Origin of the sequence: Corallococcus sp. CA047B (genome assembly GCF_003612065.1) — a bacterium.
GTDB classification, from domain to species: Bacteria; Myxococcota; Myxococcia; order Myxococcales; family Myxococcaceae; genus Corallococcus; species Corallococcus praedator.
In genome coordinates, this window is record NZ_RAWD01000239.1 from 1 (window position 1) to 15,420 (window position 15,420).

Below are 15,420 nucleotides of genomic sequence, written 5' to 3' on the forward strand. Positions count from 1 at the left end.
CCTCCACCCCGCCGGACCCAAGCGCCAGACCCGAACCTCCGCGAGCCGAGGATCCGGCGACTCCGCCGACACCGCGCCCTCGGCCCCCTGCTGGCACGGCGACCCGGGAGCCTCCGGCCCGTAAGCCCGCATCGCCACCGCCCGAAGTGGCGCGCCAGGGGCCATCACCGTCCGCTGCGACCCCTCCGCCCGACGTCGCGGTGCGCGAACCCTCCCTCGAATCCGACCGGCCTTCGGCGGACGTGCCCCGCGCTCCGGGCACCCTGCCCCTGAACCTGCTGCCCCCGCCGGGTGCGAGCGGCGGGGTGATCATCACGACGCCGGAGAACTCCCGGGGCGGAGGTCGCACGCTGCGGCCCGGCGACCCGAGCCTTTCGCCCGAAGCCATCGCCGCCGAGGAGCAGGCGCGCGTGTCGGAGCGGGTACAGGGCATCATCGACGACCGCCAGGCGCGCGACCGCGTGGACACCGGCCGCATCCACCCGTACTTCGGCAAGCTGCGCGCGAAGCTGGAGCGGCAGATGGATGAAGCGCCGCTCTTCGACATGCCCAGCCTGCCCAGGCAACTGCTGTACTCATGGGCCGACAAGGCCCGCCAGTTCGGCGCCACGGGCTCACCTGGCGCCGCGCCCCCGACGCGAGCGCCCCCCAAGCCGGGCGAGCTGCTCGCACAGCGCACCCGGAACAACCCCGAGTTCAACCGCCTGCGCGGCCTCTCCCAGGCCGGCGACGAGCTCCAGTCCTTCGCCCACGGCGTCAGCACCCTGAAGCTGGTCGTCACGCTGGAGTTGCTCCAGGGGCCGGATGGAACGCTGCGCGAGGTGAAGCTCGTGAGCCGCAGTGGCAACCGCGCCTACGACGACTACGTGCTCCAGGCCATCCCTCCCGCGCTGGCGAAGCTGCCTCCACCGCCCCCCGAGGCCCTGGGCGTGCACGCCGATGGCATCCGCACCCTGTGGGCCGTGGAGGGCCGCGTCGTCTACGTGCGCAAGGTCAGCGAGATGAAGGGCACGGACACCGCGTACCTCGCCGCCGCGGCCACCGTGGGCGTGCTCGCCGGAGGTTTCGAGGAGACCACCGGCGAGGTCTACGTCATCGACGTGCGCAACCCGCACTTCGAATGCAAATCCCGGCTGCTGCGCGTCTATTGAACCACCGCGTGAATCAGGGCGTGAACGCCGCGGGCCACCGCACGCCGCCGCCCAGGGGCAGGAGCGCCTCCGCCACATCGAGCAGCGCCCCGTCCGCCCACCGCCGCCCCACCAGCTGCGCGCCCACCGGAAGCCCCGACGCCGTGCGCCCCAGGGGAATCACCACCACGGGACTCCCCGTCGCGTTGAACAGGCTGGTGAACCCGCCCAGCACCTCCAGGTAGCTGCCCGGGACGCCGTCCACGTCCACCGGGTGTCCGAACGGCGCGTGCGCGATGGCGGCGGTCATCGACACCGGCACCATCCACGCATCCCAACCGGACAGGAACCGCTCCAACGTGGCGATGTGCCCGTCGCGGCGGCTCAGCGTCTCTCCCATGCCGGTCAGGTCCAGGTGCGTGCCCTTCACGATGGACTTCGCCAGCAGGTCGTTCGGGAGCGACAGGAACTGCCCCCGGAAGGCCTCGCGCGCGTCCGGTGGCAACGGCACGCCCACCAGTCCGCCCTCCATCAGCCCCCACACGTCCAGCAGGTCCGCGAAGTCCTGCGACGCGGGCACGGTCTCCTCCACGACGACGCCTTCCGCGCGGGCGGCGGCGGTGAAGCGCTGGAAGAGTTCGCGCGTCTCGCGGTCGGCGCGAAACGGCCCCAGCGTGTCCGCCCACGCCAGCCGCAGTCCCTTCAGGGCCCGGGGCTTCGCGGCCCCCAGCGGCGCGACAGGCGGCACCTCCGGGTTGCGAAGGTCCGCGCCTTCGATGATGGACAGGATGAGCCGCAGGTCCGCCACCGAACGCGCCAAAGGACCGGAGCACGCCATGTGGCGCACGTGGCGCGGACCGTTGGGCATGTCCGGGATGTGGCCCGCGTTGGAGACGCGGTTCTCCGTGGGCTTGATGCTGACGATGCCGCAGAAGTGCGCCGGCAGCCGCACGGAGCCGCCGATGTCGCTGCCCACGTCGAACGGGGTGAAGCCCGCCGCGACCGACGCCGAGGCCCCACCGCTGGAACCTCCCGGCGTGCGCTCCAGCGCGTGCGGATTGTTGGTGCGGCCCAGCAGCGGCCCGTGCGTCTGGAAGTCCGCGGCGAACGGCGGCAGGTTCGTCTTGCCAAAGAGGATGCCGCCCGCGGCCTTGAGCCGGGCCACCACGGTGGCGTCCTCGGTGGGCACGTACTCCGCCAGGAGCGGATGGCCCGACGTCGTGCGCAGGCCCTGGGTGCTGAAGGTGTCCTTCACGGTGAAGGGCACGCCGTGCAGCGGCCCCCACAGCTCCCCCTTCGCGAGCGCGGCGTCCGCCTGCCGCGCGCGTTCCCGGGCCCGCGCCTCGTCCCACGTCACCACGGCGTTGAGCGCGGGGTTGTGCGCACGGGCCCGGGACAGGAAGGCGTCCAGCACCTCCACGGCGCTGACGCGGCGCTCGCGAAGGGCGGCGGCCAGCTCCGTCGTCGTGAGGGACACGAGCGCTCGCGCGCCATCGGAAACCACGGGCTCTTGCAACGTGACGGATGACTTCATGCGCGACCCACCCCCCGAAGTCGGTTAACGGCGGCACCGACGGATCGCCATTTGTAACAGCTTGCGGACTACCGGGCCGGCGGCGCCGGGGTCACGACGTAGGCCGTCGCGCGCGTGTCCACCTTCACGCGAGGGGGGCGCCGCTGCTCCTCGAAGAGCCGGTAGCCGGGCTCCAGGCCCCGCCAGAAGGCCCGCCGCGCGTCGGTGACGCCGGCCAGCGCCTCCAGCGCCGCGAGCCCCGCCGCGTCCAGCCGACGTGGGAAGATGTGCACCGGCACGTCGCGTCCCATGCGGGCCCGGGCCTCCGTCACCAGCACGTACAGCGCCTCGATGGGCCCGTCCTCGATGGCCAGACAGCCGATGCTCACGCAGTTGCCGTGGATGTAGATGTCCCCCCCGGGCTTCGCGGCGCCCAGCTTCCGGTCGAGCGCGTTCGGATAGCTCACGCGCAGCGACAGGTGGTAGGCGCTCTTCGGGTTGAAGAGGTCCACCGTGTAGAAGCCCTCCGGAACCTGTTCGTCCCCCTGGGCGCGCTTGGGGCCCACGTCGCCGGACGCCGCGCAGATGGGGAACGTGCGCACCTTCACCAGCGGCTTGCCCCGGGGGCCGGCCCAGACCTCCAGCTCGCGCTCGACCTTGAAGGCCCGCAGGTAGAGTTCCTCCGGCGGCCAGGACAGCCCCGCGTCCCGGAACGACTGGATGAGCGCGGCCGTCTGATGCTTCCGGGCCCCTTCGACACGGTCCTCGGCGTGCGCGCACAGCGAGGCCAACAGGACACCCCACAACAGCAGGACCTTCATGGGCGGACGTCTCCTTCCCGAGGGCTTCTTGGACCCCGGCCGGCGTCAAGCCGGTCCCGGGGCAGGGGCGGAAGGCGAACAGGATACAGGCAAGGTCCCACCCCTGGCCCCCTGCTTCCCAAGCTGCTAGCAAGCGGTACGTGGGTTTCCTGGATGGCGTTCAGCGCAACGGCGATGGAAATCAGGGCCTGCCCGGTGTTCTCATCTCCAACGTGCATCATGGCGAGCAGGGGCCGCCGGTGTGCGCTACGACTGAAGCTCCCCGCCCCGTGCCGTTCCGGCCTTTTGCCTAAGAATGAATGACTCCCTCGAGACCCTCCTCGCCGACGGCATCATTGACGCCGTCATCGGCCAGCTGAAGACGGGCAAGGAGGCAGAGGTATGGCTTGTCCAGCACGCCGGCCAGGTGGTCGCCGCGAAGCTGTACAAGGAGCGCCACGAGCGCAACTTCCGCAACAACTCCGGCTACAAGGAAGGCCGCGAGGTGCGCAACTCGCGCACCCGCCGCGCCATGGAGAAGGGCAGCCGCTTCGGGCAGGCCGCCGCGGAAGAGGCGTGGAAGAACGCCGAGGCGGACTCGCTCTACAAGCTGCACGCCCAGGGTGTGCGCGTCCCCACGCCGGTGCTCTTCTACGAAGGCATCCTCCTGATGGAGCTGGTGCTGGATGAGCAGGGCCAGCCGGCCCCCCGTCTGGTGGAAGCACCGCCCCTCACGCCCGAGGATGCCGAGGCCTGCTACCTGGACCTACGGGGTCAGGTGATTCGCACCTTGTGCGCGGACCTCATCCATGGAGACCTGTCGCCCTACAACATCCTGATGAGTGGGATGGGGCCGACGCTCATCGACTTTCCGCAGACGGTGGCGGCGGCGCGCAACAGCCAGGCGGAGTTCTACTTCCGCCGCGACCTGGACAACGTGCGGGAGTTCCTCACGGGCATCTCGCACCGGTTGGCGAGCCGTGCGGGCGACACGGGCGAAATCTGGAACGCGTATGTGCGCCGCGACCTGACGCCGGAGTACACGCCGTCGGGCAACTTCAAGGAGGCGCCGCGCCGCAACGGGGCGCAGGGCCGGCCGGGTCCCCGGGCGGAGCGCTTCGGGCAGGAGGGACGCGGTGACTTCCGAGCAGCCCCGGCGCCGGAGGCGGCCCCGGTGGAGCTGGAAGAGGGCGTGAGCGCGGAGGAAGCGGAGCTGCGAGCGCTGGAAGCCCTGGTGTTGCGACAGGGAGGCGGCGAGCGCGGACGGCCGGTCGTCACGTCGAGCCCGCGCGATGGGCGTCGGCGTGGAGGCTTTGGAGGCAAGCCGCCTCCGCGCACGGGCAATGCGCCCCGGCCCGGTGGGAATGCGGGGCCGCAGCAGGGTGCCGCGGCACGGCCGCAGCAGGGTGGCAACAACCGGCCCGGTGGGAACAACGGACGTCCGCAGCAGGGTGGACCGCGCGGTGGAGCCCCGGTGGTTCAGGCGGCGCCGGCGGCGGCGGGCGATGCACGCACGAATGGCCGTCCCCAGCAGCAGGGCGGCGGGCCGCGCAATGGCAACCCGCGAGGCGGCCCGAACGAGCCGCGCCGCGATGGACGTCCGCCCCGGCAGCCGAACGGTGATCAGCGCGTGAATGGCGCCCCGTCGCAGCCGCACGGGGATGCGCGCGCGAACGGCGCCCCTTCGCAGCAGGGCGAGCCGCGTATGAATGGCCGGCCGCAGCAGAACGGCGAGCCGCGCGCGAACGGCTCCCAGCAGAACGGTGAAGCACGCATGAACGGCCGGCCGCAGCAGAACGGCGAGCCGCGCACGCACGGCCGGCCGCAGCAGAATGGTGAAGCGCGTGCGAATGGCTCTCAGCAGAACGGCGAGCCACGCATGAACGGCCGGTCTCAGAACGGCGAAGCGCGCATGAACGGCTCTCAGCAGAACGGCGAGCCACGCATGAACGGCCGGTCCCAGAACGGTGGTGAAGCACGTGCGAACGGCTCCCAGCAACGCGGCGAGCCACGCATGAACGGCCGCCCTCAAAACGGCGAAGCACGTGCGAATGGCGCTCAGCAGAACGGCGAGCCACGCACGAACGGCCGGGCCCAGAACGGTGACGCGCGCATGAACGGCTCCCAGCAGAACGGCGAGCCGCGCATGAATGGAGCGCCGTCGCAGGCGCGGGATGACGCGCGCGCGAACGGTCGGTCCCACGGCGACAATGGATTCCGGACGGACGGCCAACCTTCTCAGCACGGCGAAGCGCGCATGAACGGGCGTCCGCAGCAGCAGAACGGCGAACCCCGCTCGAACGGCCGTCCCCCCAGGGGTCAGCGTCCTCCGAACACGGAGGGCGACAACGCGTCCTTCTCGCCACCGTCGAAGGATGTCCCTAGCGCGGAGGGCCGGGCCCAGAACCCGGACAACCGTCGGCAGCGCTCCCGCAGCGGCGAAGCCCCCGCGATGAATGCGGAGCCCCGACAGGAAGCCGCGCAGCACCCGAACGACCGCGGACCCGACGCCAACGCGCGGGAAGCACGTGGCAACCCGGCTCGGATGCCCCGTCAGCCCCAGGAGCGCGGCACGGGACGTCCCGCGCGAGGAGCCTCGCCGCAGGTCAGCTACGTGGGCCGTTCACCCGCGTCTGCTTCGTCCAACCGGGGTCCTGAGACAGGCTCGTCGTCCTCGTCTTGAACCGAGGGCTCGGACCGCCAACGTCCGAGCCTCTCCTCCGGCCGCGCGGTCAGCTCCTCGTGAAGGCAGGCGCGGACCTCTAACGTCCGCGCCCTGCCCTACTCCGCCCGCGTCACGGGCTCCTTCGCCAGTTCCTCGCGGAAGAAGCGGCTGCCCTTCGCGAGCGTCGCCATGTACGGCCGCACGTCCTCACGGGCCTCCGCGCTCAGCGCCGCGAACGGCGTCACGTGCGCGTCCGGCACGTAGCGGAACGTCAGGTTGATGCGCCGCGTGCGGAAGTCCGGCAGCTCCGGCGGCATCACGTGCCCGGCGCGCGTGTCCACCCGCTGCACCCGGTGGAACGTCTGCTCCTTCCACTGCGCGCCGCCGAAGAGCTGCAGCGAACCGTCATCCAACCACTGCTCCAGCACCACCGCGTCGCGCTCACCGGGCCGCGACGACGTGACGAACTGGATGAGCGCGCGCTCGCCCAGCGACAGCGACGCCACCGGGCCCGGCTCGAAGTCCTTGTGCTCGCCCACGCGCGCCACGTCCACCCAGCGCCCGTCCTCCAACCGGCTGCCGTAGAAGTTCACCAGGCAGGTGTTGAGGTGCCAGCCCTGCGGCATGTCCGGGCCCCGGAACATCCGCCGCGCCAGCGCCTCCACCTTCGCAATCTGCCGCTCCAGCACCGCCGGAAACGGCTCCGCCTTCACACAGCGGTCCTTCACGCCCTTGGGCGGCCGGTAGTAGTCCAGGCACGCGAACTGCCAGTTGCCCAGCCAGTACACCGGCCTCAGCAGCCGCCGCTGCGCCTGTCCCTCCGGCGGGGGGAAGTGCTTCGAATAGCGCTCCTCCCACAGGGGATGCAGCGTGCCCAGCCACGCGAGGATCTCCGCGCGGTCCGCCGCGGGCAGGAAGCTCGCGTTGTAGTGATGGCCCGGGGTGCGCTGGGCCGCCTTGCGCGCCAGCGGCGAGCCCGGCCCCCGGCGGGGAGTGAAGGTCATGGACGCGTCCCTACGCCTCGGAGACGGCGACGTCGAGCGCCACCTCGATCATCTCGTCGAACGTCGTCTGCCGGTCCTCCGGGGACAGGTGCTCGCCCGTGAGGATGTGGTCCGACACCGTGAGCAGCCCCAGCGCCCGCGCGCCGTACTGCGCCGCCACGCCATAGAGGCCGGCGATCTCCATCTCCACCGCCAGGATGCCCATGCGCGCCAGCGTGGCGTTGAGCTGCTCCTGCGGGTGGTAGAACAAATCGGACGTGAACACCGAGCCCACGCGCACGGGCTTGCGGAGCTTCTCCGCCGCCTCCACCGCGCGCCGGGCCAGCGTGAAGTCCGCCACCGCCGGGAAGTCGTGCCCCATCGCCCGCATGCGGTTCACATTGGAGTCGGTGCCCGCGGCCAGCGCCACGATGACGTCGCGCAGCTTCACGTCCGTGCGCAGCGCCCCGCAGCTGCCCACGCGGATGAGCACGCGCGCGCCGTAGGTCTGCACCAGCTCCGTCGCATAGATGGAGATGGAGGGCACCCCCATGCCGTGCCCCATCACCGACAGCCGCTTGCCCCGGAAGGTGCCGGTGAAGCCCAGCATGTTGCGCACCGACGTGACGGCGCGCGCGCCTTCCAGGAAGCGCTCGGAGATGTAGCGGGCGCGCAGCGGATCCCCCGGCATGAGGACCACTTCGGCGAAGTCACCCGGGGAGGCGGAGATGTGCGGAGTTGCCATGGAGCGTGAGGCCTTTCAGCGTGCGGTCGACAGACCGGACGGAGCGCCCGTCGGCCCCGCCACGGGGGTGGGCGCCGGCGCGGCGGGAGTACAGGGGTTGGGCAGCTTGCCTGAAGCCTCGGGCGTCGTGGACACCAAAGCGGGGGCCTGCGTCTGCGGGGGCATCCGGCGCGGCGGAAGCTGCACGGGCGGTGGAATCGGGCAGTGCGTGCAGGGCCCCTTGAGCGGAATCACCAGCCGCCGGCCAATGCTCAGGAACGTGTTGCGCATCCGGTTGGCCTTCTTGATGGCCACCACGCTGGAGTTGTGCCGCATCGCGATGCCGCCCAGCGTGTCCCCGTTGCGCACCTTGTACATCATGAGGTTCTGGTCCGGCTGGAGCGCCAGCAGCGGCGCCACCCGGCGGCCCAGCTCCTGCGCGCGCGCATTGAAGAAGCGCACGTGGAAGTGGTCGCGGTGCCGGCGCGCGTGCTTGATGACGGAGTTGAAGCCCGCGTTGAACAGCGAGTCGAGCCACGCCTTGTCCTCGCCGATACCCACCGCGTAGTCGTACAGGACCTTCTGGACGCGCTTGTCCACGAGGATCATCTGCACGTCGGTGTTCGTCACCAGCGAGCGCACCAGCGCCCAGTTCATGGCCACGTCGATGTAGCGCTCGCGCTCCCGCTCCCGCACCGGCTCCGCCGTCGGGTAGTAGAAGCCCAGGTCCACGTCGCGCCCGTTCTGGTGGCTCTTGTGCGGACGCAGGTAGCCGCCGTCCTTGGTGGACAGCCGGTTGACGCGCAGCGGGGGCACGTTCGGATACTGCGCGCGCACGGCGCGGATGGCGGCGACCACGTAGTTGACGGTCTCCTCGGTGCCCCAGGCGATCTCCGGCGACACCACCAGCCAGTCCTTGTCATCCGGGACGCGGTGGCTGTTGAGCTGTCGGCCGCTCTCCACGAACCCGATGGACATGGAGCCCAGCGTGGCCGGGTCCTTCTTCCACGCCTCGGTGAGCGCCTCATCGGACAGGTCGGCGGTGTACAGCGGCCCCGCGGGCGCGGCGGGCGCGAGCGGCGCCTGCAGCTCGCCCTCCTCGCTCACCCCCTCGTCGTCGGTGGCCGCGGACACATCGTCCTCGTCCTCCTCGGCCTCCGTCCCCGCGGGACAGGGGTTGTCGCGCATCGCGGCGTCGGTGACGACGGCGGCGACCTCCGCCGGAGACGGCATCGCGGTGGGCGCGGCGGACACGCTCGCGGGGGCCACGACCTGGGCCTCCCCCGTCGCCGGAGCCTGCGCACCCGCCGGAGCAGGCGTGGCTGCGGCCGGAGCCCCGGCGGGCGGCACCGACTCCCCGGGCGGCGCGGCCTGGGTCGGAGCCGGGGCGGACACCGGAACGGGGGTGACGACACGCGCGGCACAGCCCGCGCAGAACAGGAGGATCAGGAGTGAGGAACGCACCGGGGCGAAGGATGGCCCGAGAAAGCCCACACCACCAAGCTTCGACCGCGATTTTGACTCCCCGTGTGCACCCTTGCCTGCCTGCTTCAATCCCTCCCGCCGTGCGAGGCCGGCGAAATCTCCGCCCCCAGCAGCAGCGACGCGCGCCGGGGCGTCAGCACGTCGAACGGCAGGCGACGCCCGCCGCCCATCGACAGCACGCGCTTGTCCTTGCTCACCAACCACGACGCCCCCACGCGAGCCGTCAGCACGAGGAACTTCTGATCATCCCGGTCGCGGCACGGGGGCAGCTCCACCGCCGCGCCCTCCCCGTCCGAGACCCGCGTGAGCGCGCCGTACCGTTCCCGCACCGCCTGCTGCGCCTCCGCCGTCAGCGCGAACGAGCGGTACGCGAGCACCAGCTCCAGCTCCCGCAGCGTGTGCCGGTCCACCCACGCCGTCAGCGAGCCCGCGAGCAGGGCCTCCTTCAACGGCCGCGCGAAGGGGTCGTCATAGACGAACAGATCCAGCACCACGTTGGTGTCCAGCACCACCGAACGAACATCAGGCCCAACGGAAGGAGCGCTCACGGAAGAAGAACTTTCCGCCAGCAGCGCCGCCAATTCAACACGCTCGCCGAGCAGTCAATCACAATACACGCGGCGTCCATGGCCGAAACCTGGAATAAGGGACAACGTTGTTTCCCGTGATCCCCCTCCCTCCGCCGGTTCGTGCCGGTGAAAGGTCTGTCCATGACCGTCTTCCCCCGTTCGCTGTGTCTGACGTTGTTGAGCGCCGCCGCCCTGCTGGGTGGCTGTGGTGGAGAGCAGCTGCCGGAGCCGTCCGGAGAGGGCGTCGTCGTTCCCCCCGTCCAGACGGAGGTCGCCAGCGACGGGGTGACCGCGAGCGCCGCGTACTGCGATGACGTGACGACGTGGGATCCGGCGTGGGTGGCGCTGGAGAATGAAGTGCTCACGCTCATCAACCAGCGCCGCGCGGCGGGGGCCACCTGTGGCGGCGTGGTGAAGCCGGCGGTGGCCGCGCTCACGCTCGACACGAAGCTGCGCTGTGCGTCGCGCAAGCACTCCAAGGACATGGGCACCAACAACTTCTTCAGCCACACGGGCTCCACCGGCACCACGCCGTGGCAGCGGATGGCGTCCGCCGGCTACACCTACCGGACCGCGGCGGAGAACATCGCCGCGGGCTACGGCACCGCGGCGGCGGTGGTGAATGGCTGGATGACCAGCACCGGCCACTGCAACAACATCATGAACGGCGCGCTCAAGCAGACAGGCATCGGCTACTTCAACGCGCCGTCCAGCAGCTACCGCGCCTACTGGACGCAGGACTTCGGCACGCCGTAGTCGCAAGCCTCCGGACCGCCGTCCCGCGTTCAGGGGCGGCGGTTCCCCAAAGCGCCATCGAGCGTGAAGCGCGCGGCGATCGCATGGGTGCAGCAGCCACGCGTACACGAAGGCGTAGAAGCGCTGGAGACCGGCGGTCTCCCACTTCTGTTGCACGCCCGTGCCGAAAGTGAGGGCCACCAGCCGTTCATGAAACGCGGCGGCGGAAGACTATGCTTCGCGGCCCATGAACTCCCCGTTCGCCTCGTCATTCCCCGCCCTGCGGTCCGGCTTCAGCTATCTGGACAACGCCGCCGGGGCGCAAGTGCCCTCGCACTGCATCGACGCCATCAGCCAGTTCCTCACCGGAGGAAGCTGCAACGTGGGCCAGCCCTACGCCGCGTCGAAGGTGGCCACCACGCTCAAGTCCCGCGCGCGAGCGGAGACGGCGGAGTTCCTCCATTGTCAGCCGGAGGAGGTCATGCTCGGCCCCAGCGCCACCGCGCTCACGTTCCAGGTGGGCCGGGCCCTCTCACGCCTCTTCCAGGCAGGAGACGAGGTCGTCATCTCCGAGTTGGAGCACGAATCCAACGCGGCCCCGTGGCGGGCCCTGGAAGCGCAAGGCGTGACGGTGAAGCTCTGGCGGGCGCGCTGGCCCGAGGGGCGGCTGGAGGCATCGGACCTGCGGGCGCTCGCCACCCCGCGCACGCGGCTGGTCGCGGTGACGGCGGCCGCCAACTCCGTGGGGGCCACACCCGACGTGGCCGCCGCGGCGGAGGTGGCGCACGGCGTGGGCGCGTGGTTGTTCGTGGACGCGGTGCACTCCAGCCCGCACCACCTCCCGGACGTGAAGGCGTGGGGCGCGGACTTCGTCGTGTTCTCTCCGTACAAGGTCTTCGGTCCGCACCTGGGCTGTCTGTATGTGCGGCGCGAACTGCTCGCGGGGCTGCCGGCGGACAAGCTGTGGTTCATCCCGGATGACAGTCCGCAGAAGTTCGAACCGGGCACCGCCAACCACGAAGGGTGGGCCGGATGGCTGGGTTCTCTGCGCTATCTCCGCGAGGACTTGGGCGGAGGCCAGCTGGGACGCGAAGGACTGGTGCGAGCCTTCCAGCGCATCGAAGCGCTGGAGCATCCGCTGCTGGAGGCCACGCTGGAGCGCTTGTCGAAGCATCCGCGCGTGACGCTCTACGGTCCCAAGGAACCCAAGGGGCGCGTGGCCACCTTCTGTTTCAACGTGCCGGGCATCCCTGCGCGCGCGGTGGCGGAACACCTGGCCGGACAGGATGTGGGCGTGGCGGCGGGGCACTACTACGCCACGCTAGCGGCGGAGGCGCTGGGGCTCATGCCCGACGGCGCCGTGCGCGCCTCGCTGCTGCACTACAACACCCTGGCGGACGTGGACCGCCTGATGGCGGGACTGGATTCGCTGCCCCGATGACAGCGACGCTCACCCATCGCAGCCTGCCGCTCCGCGTGGACTTCAATGAAGAGGGCCTCGTGCTGCGTCCCCTGTTCCTCCAACCCATCCCCATCGCCTGGAAGGAATTGGAGTTCATCTGCCTGACGCCCACCATGGAGCGGCACCCCGACGGCTGGCGCGAAAAGACATACCCGGTCAGCTACCTGCCGAAGGGTTTCCGCTCCACCTTCGCCACGGCGGGGCATCTGTGGATCGAACTGGTCGTGCGGGATCGGCGCCCCCTCCTGGCTCGGACTGAAGGACGCTGGACCCGGGCATGGCTCACGAACCGGATGCACCCCATGCTGGATGCCTCGGACCAAAGACAGCCGGACCAGTCCCTGCTCGGGCTGGACTTCTACAAGCACCGGCTGAACGCACCGCTGGATGACCTGCTGGACCTGATGGCCCGTCACTGCCGGTTCGACCTGGTCGTCCACATGTGACGCCAACGCCTATTTCGGCAGCGCCGCTTCCGCGTATTGCGCCTGGAAGTCGGCCGACGGCGGAATGGGCTTGATGATGTCGATGAGGACGCCGTTCGGATCCGCCGTGATGAAGTGGCGCTGTCCGAACTCCTCATCGCGCAGCTCCAGCAGGATGGGCAGGCCCGCGGCCTTCACCCGGGCGTACTCGGCATCCGGATCCTCCACCTCGAAGTTCAGCAGGAGGCCCGACGCCTGGCGCCCCCGGGCCACTTCCGGCACCGTGGCGTGGCGCCCGTCGAGGATCGCCAGGTTCACCCGCGCGTCCTCGGTGGACTGGAGGTGGACGTACCAATCCGCCTCGAAGAGCGCGCGGAAGCCGAAGTGGGTGACGTAGAAGGCGGCGGTCTTGGCGACCTCGTTCGTCATCAGGACCGGATAGTAGCTGGTCGTTTTCATCCCGCCCTTCTACTACGCGCGCCCCCTCACACCTCGACGGGCGGGGGCGGACGCTTCGCGGTCAGCGTCGCCCCCGCCGAAGCAACACTCACCAACGCGACCGCCAGCCATTGCAGGGGCGTGAGCTGTTCGTGCAGGAACACCCAGCCCGCCACCGTCGCCACGCCGGGCTCCAGGCTCATCAGGATGCCGAAGGTGCGGCTGGACAGCTTGCCCAGGGCCATCATCTCCAGGGTGTATGGCAGGGCGCTGGACAACAGCGCCACGCCCACGCTCGCCGCGAACAGGGCCGGCGTCAGCCGCTCCAGGTGGCCGCCCACCAGCGAAAACGGCAGCACCACCAGCGTCGCGACCACCATGCCTACCGCGACCCCCTGCCCTTCCGGCACGAGCCTGGACAGCCGGCCGCCCACCAGGATGTACACGGCCCAGCACGCGCCCGCCGCCAACGCCAGCACCACGCCCAGCGGATCCAACCCACCGGGCCGAGCGGTCCAGGGGGTGATCAGCACGATGCCCGTCGCCGCGAAGAGCACCCACACGAAGTCCAGGGCCTTGCGCGACCCCACGACCGCGAGCGCGAACGGCCCCACGAACTCCAGCGTCACCGCGAGCCCCAGCGGGATGCGCGCGATGGCCAGGTAGTACGTCAGGTTCATCACCCCCAACGCCAGACCGTAGGGGATGATGGCCGCCCACTGCGCCCGCGTGTAGCGCGTCACGGGCGGCCGGAAGAACGCCAGCAACATCACCGACGCCAGCACCAGCCGCAGTCCCGCCGCCCCGGTCGCGCCCACCGCTGGGAACAGGCCCTTCGCCAGCGCCGCGCCGCCCTGCACGCTCACCACGGCGATGAGGACCGCGGGAATCGGTGACAGCGGCGAGGCACGGCGTCCGGCGGCTTCGGTCATGGCGCCGGACTCTAGCCACCGCGCCTCAGGGATTCACGGCCTCCCGCCACGGACCGGCCTGGAGGAGCGCCCGGCGGGCCATGAAGCGGGAGAAATTCCACTCGGGAACCGTGTCCCGCTGGGACAGGTGGTCCCGGTGCTGGCTCAACAGGAGCTCCCCTTCAGCCTCCGACAGGACGGAGAGCGCCGGCATCAGCGCGGGCACCGCGTCCGCGGACAGCCGGGACAACATCTCCACGTCCAGCGAACCGGTGCGCGCATGGCGCTCCAGGTTGTGGCGCGCGATGAAGGCCTCCGGGTTGAGGACATTGAGCGCCACCACCGCGCCCAGCGCCGTGACGAGCGCCCCCACCGCGAAGCGCTCCGTGCGCCACCACAGCGTCACCGCGCGCCAGGCCAGCGCCGCCCCCAGCGCCATCATGAAGACATGCGTGTACACGCGCAGCAGCGTGTAGCCGAAGGCGTCCTCGTAGAGCGACAGGCGCTTCATCGCCGACGCGAGGATGACCAGCGTGAGCACCACCATCAGCGACGCGCCCGCGCGGAACACCGTCTGGGCCACGGGCGACTCGCGCCGCGTCCAGCGCGTCAGGGCCATCACCAGTGCGAGCGTGAGGAGCGACACGACCACCAATTCGAAGAAGCCGTGCCGCGCGTACTCCGCGAAGGAGTAGCCCGGCGCGGGCGACACCGCGTCCCCGATGAACAGGTACGCCACCTGGAAGGCTGCGAAGACGAAGAACAGCGCATCCACCGCGAGAATGAGCACCAGCGCTTCGATGAAGCCCAGGCGCGGCGTGGCGGGCTCCGCCTCCGTGTCACCCCACTCCTTGGAGGCACGGCGGCGCAGCGCATGGCCCAGCACCCCGGCCGCGACGCACGCGCTGAACGTCACGCCGACGCTCCGCGCCACCAGCACATCCAGCCCCAGGTCGAATGACAGCCACCGTCCCATCGTCGAGGAGAAGACCCCGTCCGCCGAGTCCAGCAGCACGCTGAACACCAGCAGCACCGGCAGCGTCAGCAGCAGTCCGCGCCCCAGGGACAACAGGCGGGGCGCATGGGCGCGAACGCTGCTCACGTCCACGCTCTCCCTGGCCAGTGCCGACGGATAGCGCAGGGCCTGGAGCGCGGAGCCCAGCACGACGGCGGGATAGGTCGTGAGCCCCAGCCGCTCCACCCGGCCCGCGGCCCAGAAGTGCGCAAGCAACGTCAGGAGCACGCCCGCGGTCAGCACGTTGAGCGACAACAACCACCCGCTGTCGCGCACCGCCACGAAGCCGGAGACAATGCCCAGCGGAATCAGCAGCCACGCATTGGGCCGCGCGCGCTGCCAGCCCTCGCGCCCACCCAGCCACGCGAGCGCCCCGAACAGGGCCGCGACCAGCACCGGGAAGCCCAGACCCCAGCGCTCCCGGTCCAGCAGGACCTCCGCGAGCACTCCCAGCGACAGCGACGCGAGCAGCATCCGGCGCGGGGCTCGCACCCAGGGCAGCCACGACCGGGCCGGGACCGGGGCGGTGACGGCCGGAGGAGGAAGGGGGGACATGGGCAGGGAC

General features: G+C 70.8%; 14 protein-coding genes. 5 read left to right on the plus strand and 9 right to left on the minus strand.

Annotated features, from left to right (window positions below):
- The first annotated feature begins 200 nt into the window (after positions 1-200).
- Positions 201-1,151 (plus strand): TonB C-terminal domain-containing protein, encoded by a 951-nt coding sequence (locus D7X74_RS29540; protein WP_233602312.1) that lies wholly within the window; start codon positions 201-203, stop codon positions 1,149-1,151.
- A 13-nt stretch (positions 1,152-1,164) separates the two neighbouring features.
- On the opposite strand, the gene D7X74_RS29545 is transcribed toward D7X74_RS29540, so the two are convergent.
- Positions 1,165-2,664 carry an amidase gene (locus D7X74_RS29545; protein ID WP_120536347.1) on the minus strand — a complete coding sequence of 500 codons (1,500 nt, stop codon included), beginning with the start codon at positions 2,662-2,664 and terminating at the stop codon, positions 1,165-1,167.
- Positions 2,665-2,732: 68 nt separating this feature from the next.
- Entirely contained in the window at positions 2,733-3,464 is a 732-nt protein-coding gene (locus D7X74_RS29550; protein ID WP_120536348.1) for a murein L,D-transpeptidase family protein, read from the minus strand.
- A gap of 295 nt (positions 3,465-3,759) precedes the next feature.
- Here D7X74_RS29550 and D7X74_RS29555 point away from each other — a divergent pair, with 295 nt between their 5' ends.
- Entirely contained in the window at positions 3,760-6,126 is a 2,367-nt protein-coding gene (locus D7X74_RS29555) for an RIO1 family regulatory kinase/ATPase (RefSeq protein ID WP_120536349.1), read from the plus strand.
- A gap of 98 nt (positions 6,127-6,224) precedes the next feature.
- On the opposite strand, the gene D7X74_RS29560 is transcribed toward D7X74_RS29555, so the two are convergent.
- From D7X74_RS29560 to D7X74_RS29575, 4 genes are all read right to left on the minus strand, one after another.
- On the minus strand, positions 6,225-7,112 hold the full coding sequence (locus D7X74_RS29560; RefSeq protein ID WP_120536350.1) for an alpha-ketoglutarate-dependent dioxygenase AlkB: 888 nt from the start codon (positions 7,110-7,112) through the stop codon (positions 6,225-6,227).
- A gap of 10 nt (positions 7,113-7,122) precedes the next feature.
- The gene (gene deoD / locus D7X74_RS29565) at positions 7,123-7,836 is read right to left on the minus strand and encodes a purine-nucleoside phosphorylase (protein WP_120536351.1); all 714 of its coding nucleotides are present in this window, start codon (positions 7,834-7,836) and stop codon (positions 7,123-7,125) included.
- 15 nt (positions 7,837-7,851) lie between these two features.
- Positions 7,852-9,279: a LysM peptidoglycan-binding domain-containing protein gene (locus tag D7X74_RS29570; RefSeq protein WP_120536360.1), complete on the minus strand. Its 1,428-nt coding sequence runs from the start codon at positions 9,277-9,279 to the stop codon at positions 7,852-7,854.
- 86 nt (positions 9,280-9,365) lie between these two features.
- Positions 9,366-9,848 carry a putative toxin-antitoxin system toxin component, PIN family gene (locus D7X74_RS29575; protein ID WP_233602313.1) on the minus strand — a complete coding sequence of 161 codons (483 nt, stop codon included), beginning with the start codon at positions 9,846-9,848 and terminating at the stop codon, positions 9,366-9,368.
- 162 nt (positions 9,849-10,010) lie between these two features.
- On the opposite strand from D7X74_RS29575, the gene D7X74_RS29580 reads away from it, so the two are divergent.
- The 3 genes from D7X74_RS29580 to D7X74_RS29590 all read left to right on the plus strand — a co-directional run bounded on the left by D7X74_RS29580 (position 10,011) and on the right by D7X74_RS29590 (position 12,512).
- Positions 10,011-10,625, plus strand: a complete 615-nt coding sequence (locus tag D7X74_RS29580; RefSeq protein ID WP_120536353.1) for a CAP domain-containing protein — start codon at positions 10,011-10,013, stop codon at positions 10,623-10,625.
- Positions 10,626-10,851: 226 nt separating this feature from the next.
- Complete coding sequence (locus tag D7X74_RS29585; protein ID WP_120536354.1) at positions 10,852-12,045, plus strand: cysteine desulfurase-like protein; 1,194 nt, start codon at positions 10,852-10,854, stop codon at positions 12,043-12,045.
- A complete protein-coding gene (locus D7X74_RS29590; protein ID WP_120536355.1) occupies positions 12,042-12,512 on the plus strand; it encodes a hypothetical protein in 471 nt (156 codons plus the stop codon). Before D7X74_RS29585 ends, D7X74_RS29590 begins: the two co-directional genes overlap by 4 nt.
- 9 nt (positions 12,513-12,521) lie before the next feature.
- Here the strand turns inward: D7X74_RS29590 and D7X74_RS29595 are convergent, their stop codons facing one another.
- The 3 genes from D7X74_RS29595 to D7X74_RS29605 form a co-directional block, all read right to left on the minus strand.
- On the minus strand, positions 12,522-12,950 hold the full coding sequence (locus D7X74_RS29595; protein WP_120536356.1) for a VOC family protein: 429 nt from the start codon (positions 12,948-12,950) through the stop codon (positions 12,522-12,524).
- A gap of 26 nt (positions 12,951-12,976) precedes the next feature.
- Positions 12,977-13,861, minus strand: coding sequence for a DMT family transporter (locus tag D7X74_RS29600; RefSeq protein ID WP_120536357.1), 885 nt, complete (start codon positions 13,859-13,861; stop codon positions 12,977-12,979).
- Between the two features lie 25 nt (positions 13,862-13,886).
- On the minus strand, positions 13,887-15,420 hold a 1,534-nt coding region (locus tag D7X74_RS29605), incomplete at its 5' end, for a DUF4173 domain-containing protein (RefSeq protein WP_147446719.1).

Excerpts from the sequence above, each read along its gene's own strand:
- D7X74_RS29555 (WP_120536349.1), top strand. The coding sequence starts at position 3,760 with ATGAATGACTCCCTCGAGACCCTCCTCGCCGACGGCATCATTGACGCC.
- D7X74_RS29550 (WP_120536348.1), bottom strand. The coding sequence starts at position 3,464 with ATGAAGGTCCTGCTGTTGTGGGGTGTCCTGTTGGCCTCGCTGTGCGCG.
- D7X74_RS29590 (WP_120536355.1), top strand. The coding sequence starts at position 12,042 with ATGACAGCGACGCTCACCCATCGCAGCCTGCCGCTCCGCGTGGACTTC.
- D7X74_RS29595 (WP_120536356.1), bottom strand. The coding sequence starts at position 12,950 with ATGAAAACGACCAGCTACTATCCGGTCCTGATGACGAACGAGGTCGCC.
- D7X74_RS29580 (WP_120536353.1), top strand. The coding sequence starts at position 10,011 with ATGACCGTCTTCCCCCGTTCGCTGTGTCTGACGTTGTTGAGCGCCGCC.
- D7X74_RS29545 (WP_120536347.1), bottom strand. The coding sequence starts at position 2,664 with ATGAAGTCATCCGTCACGTTGCAAGAGCCCGTGGTTTCCGATGGCGCG.
- D7X74_RS29585 (WP_120536354.1), top strand. The coding sequence starts at position 10,852 with ATGAACTCCCCGTTCGCCTCGTCATTCCCCGCCCTGCGGTCCGGCTTC.
- D7X74_RS29600 (WP_120536357.1), bottom strand. The coding sequence starts at position 13,861 with ATGACCGAAGCCGCCGGACGCCGTGCCTCGCCGCTGTCACCGATTCCC.
- D7X74_RS29560 (WP_120536350.1), bottom strand. The coding sequence starts at position 7,112 with ATGACCTTCACTCCCCGCCGGGGGCCGGGCTCGCCGCTGGCGCGCAAG.
- deoD (WP_120536351.1), bottom strand. The coding sequence starts at position 7,836 with ATGGCAACTCCGCACATCTCCGCCTCCCCGGGTGACTTCGCCGAAGTG.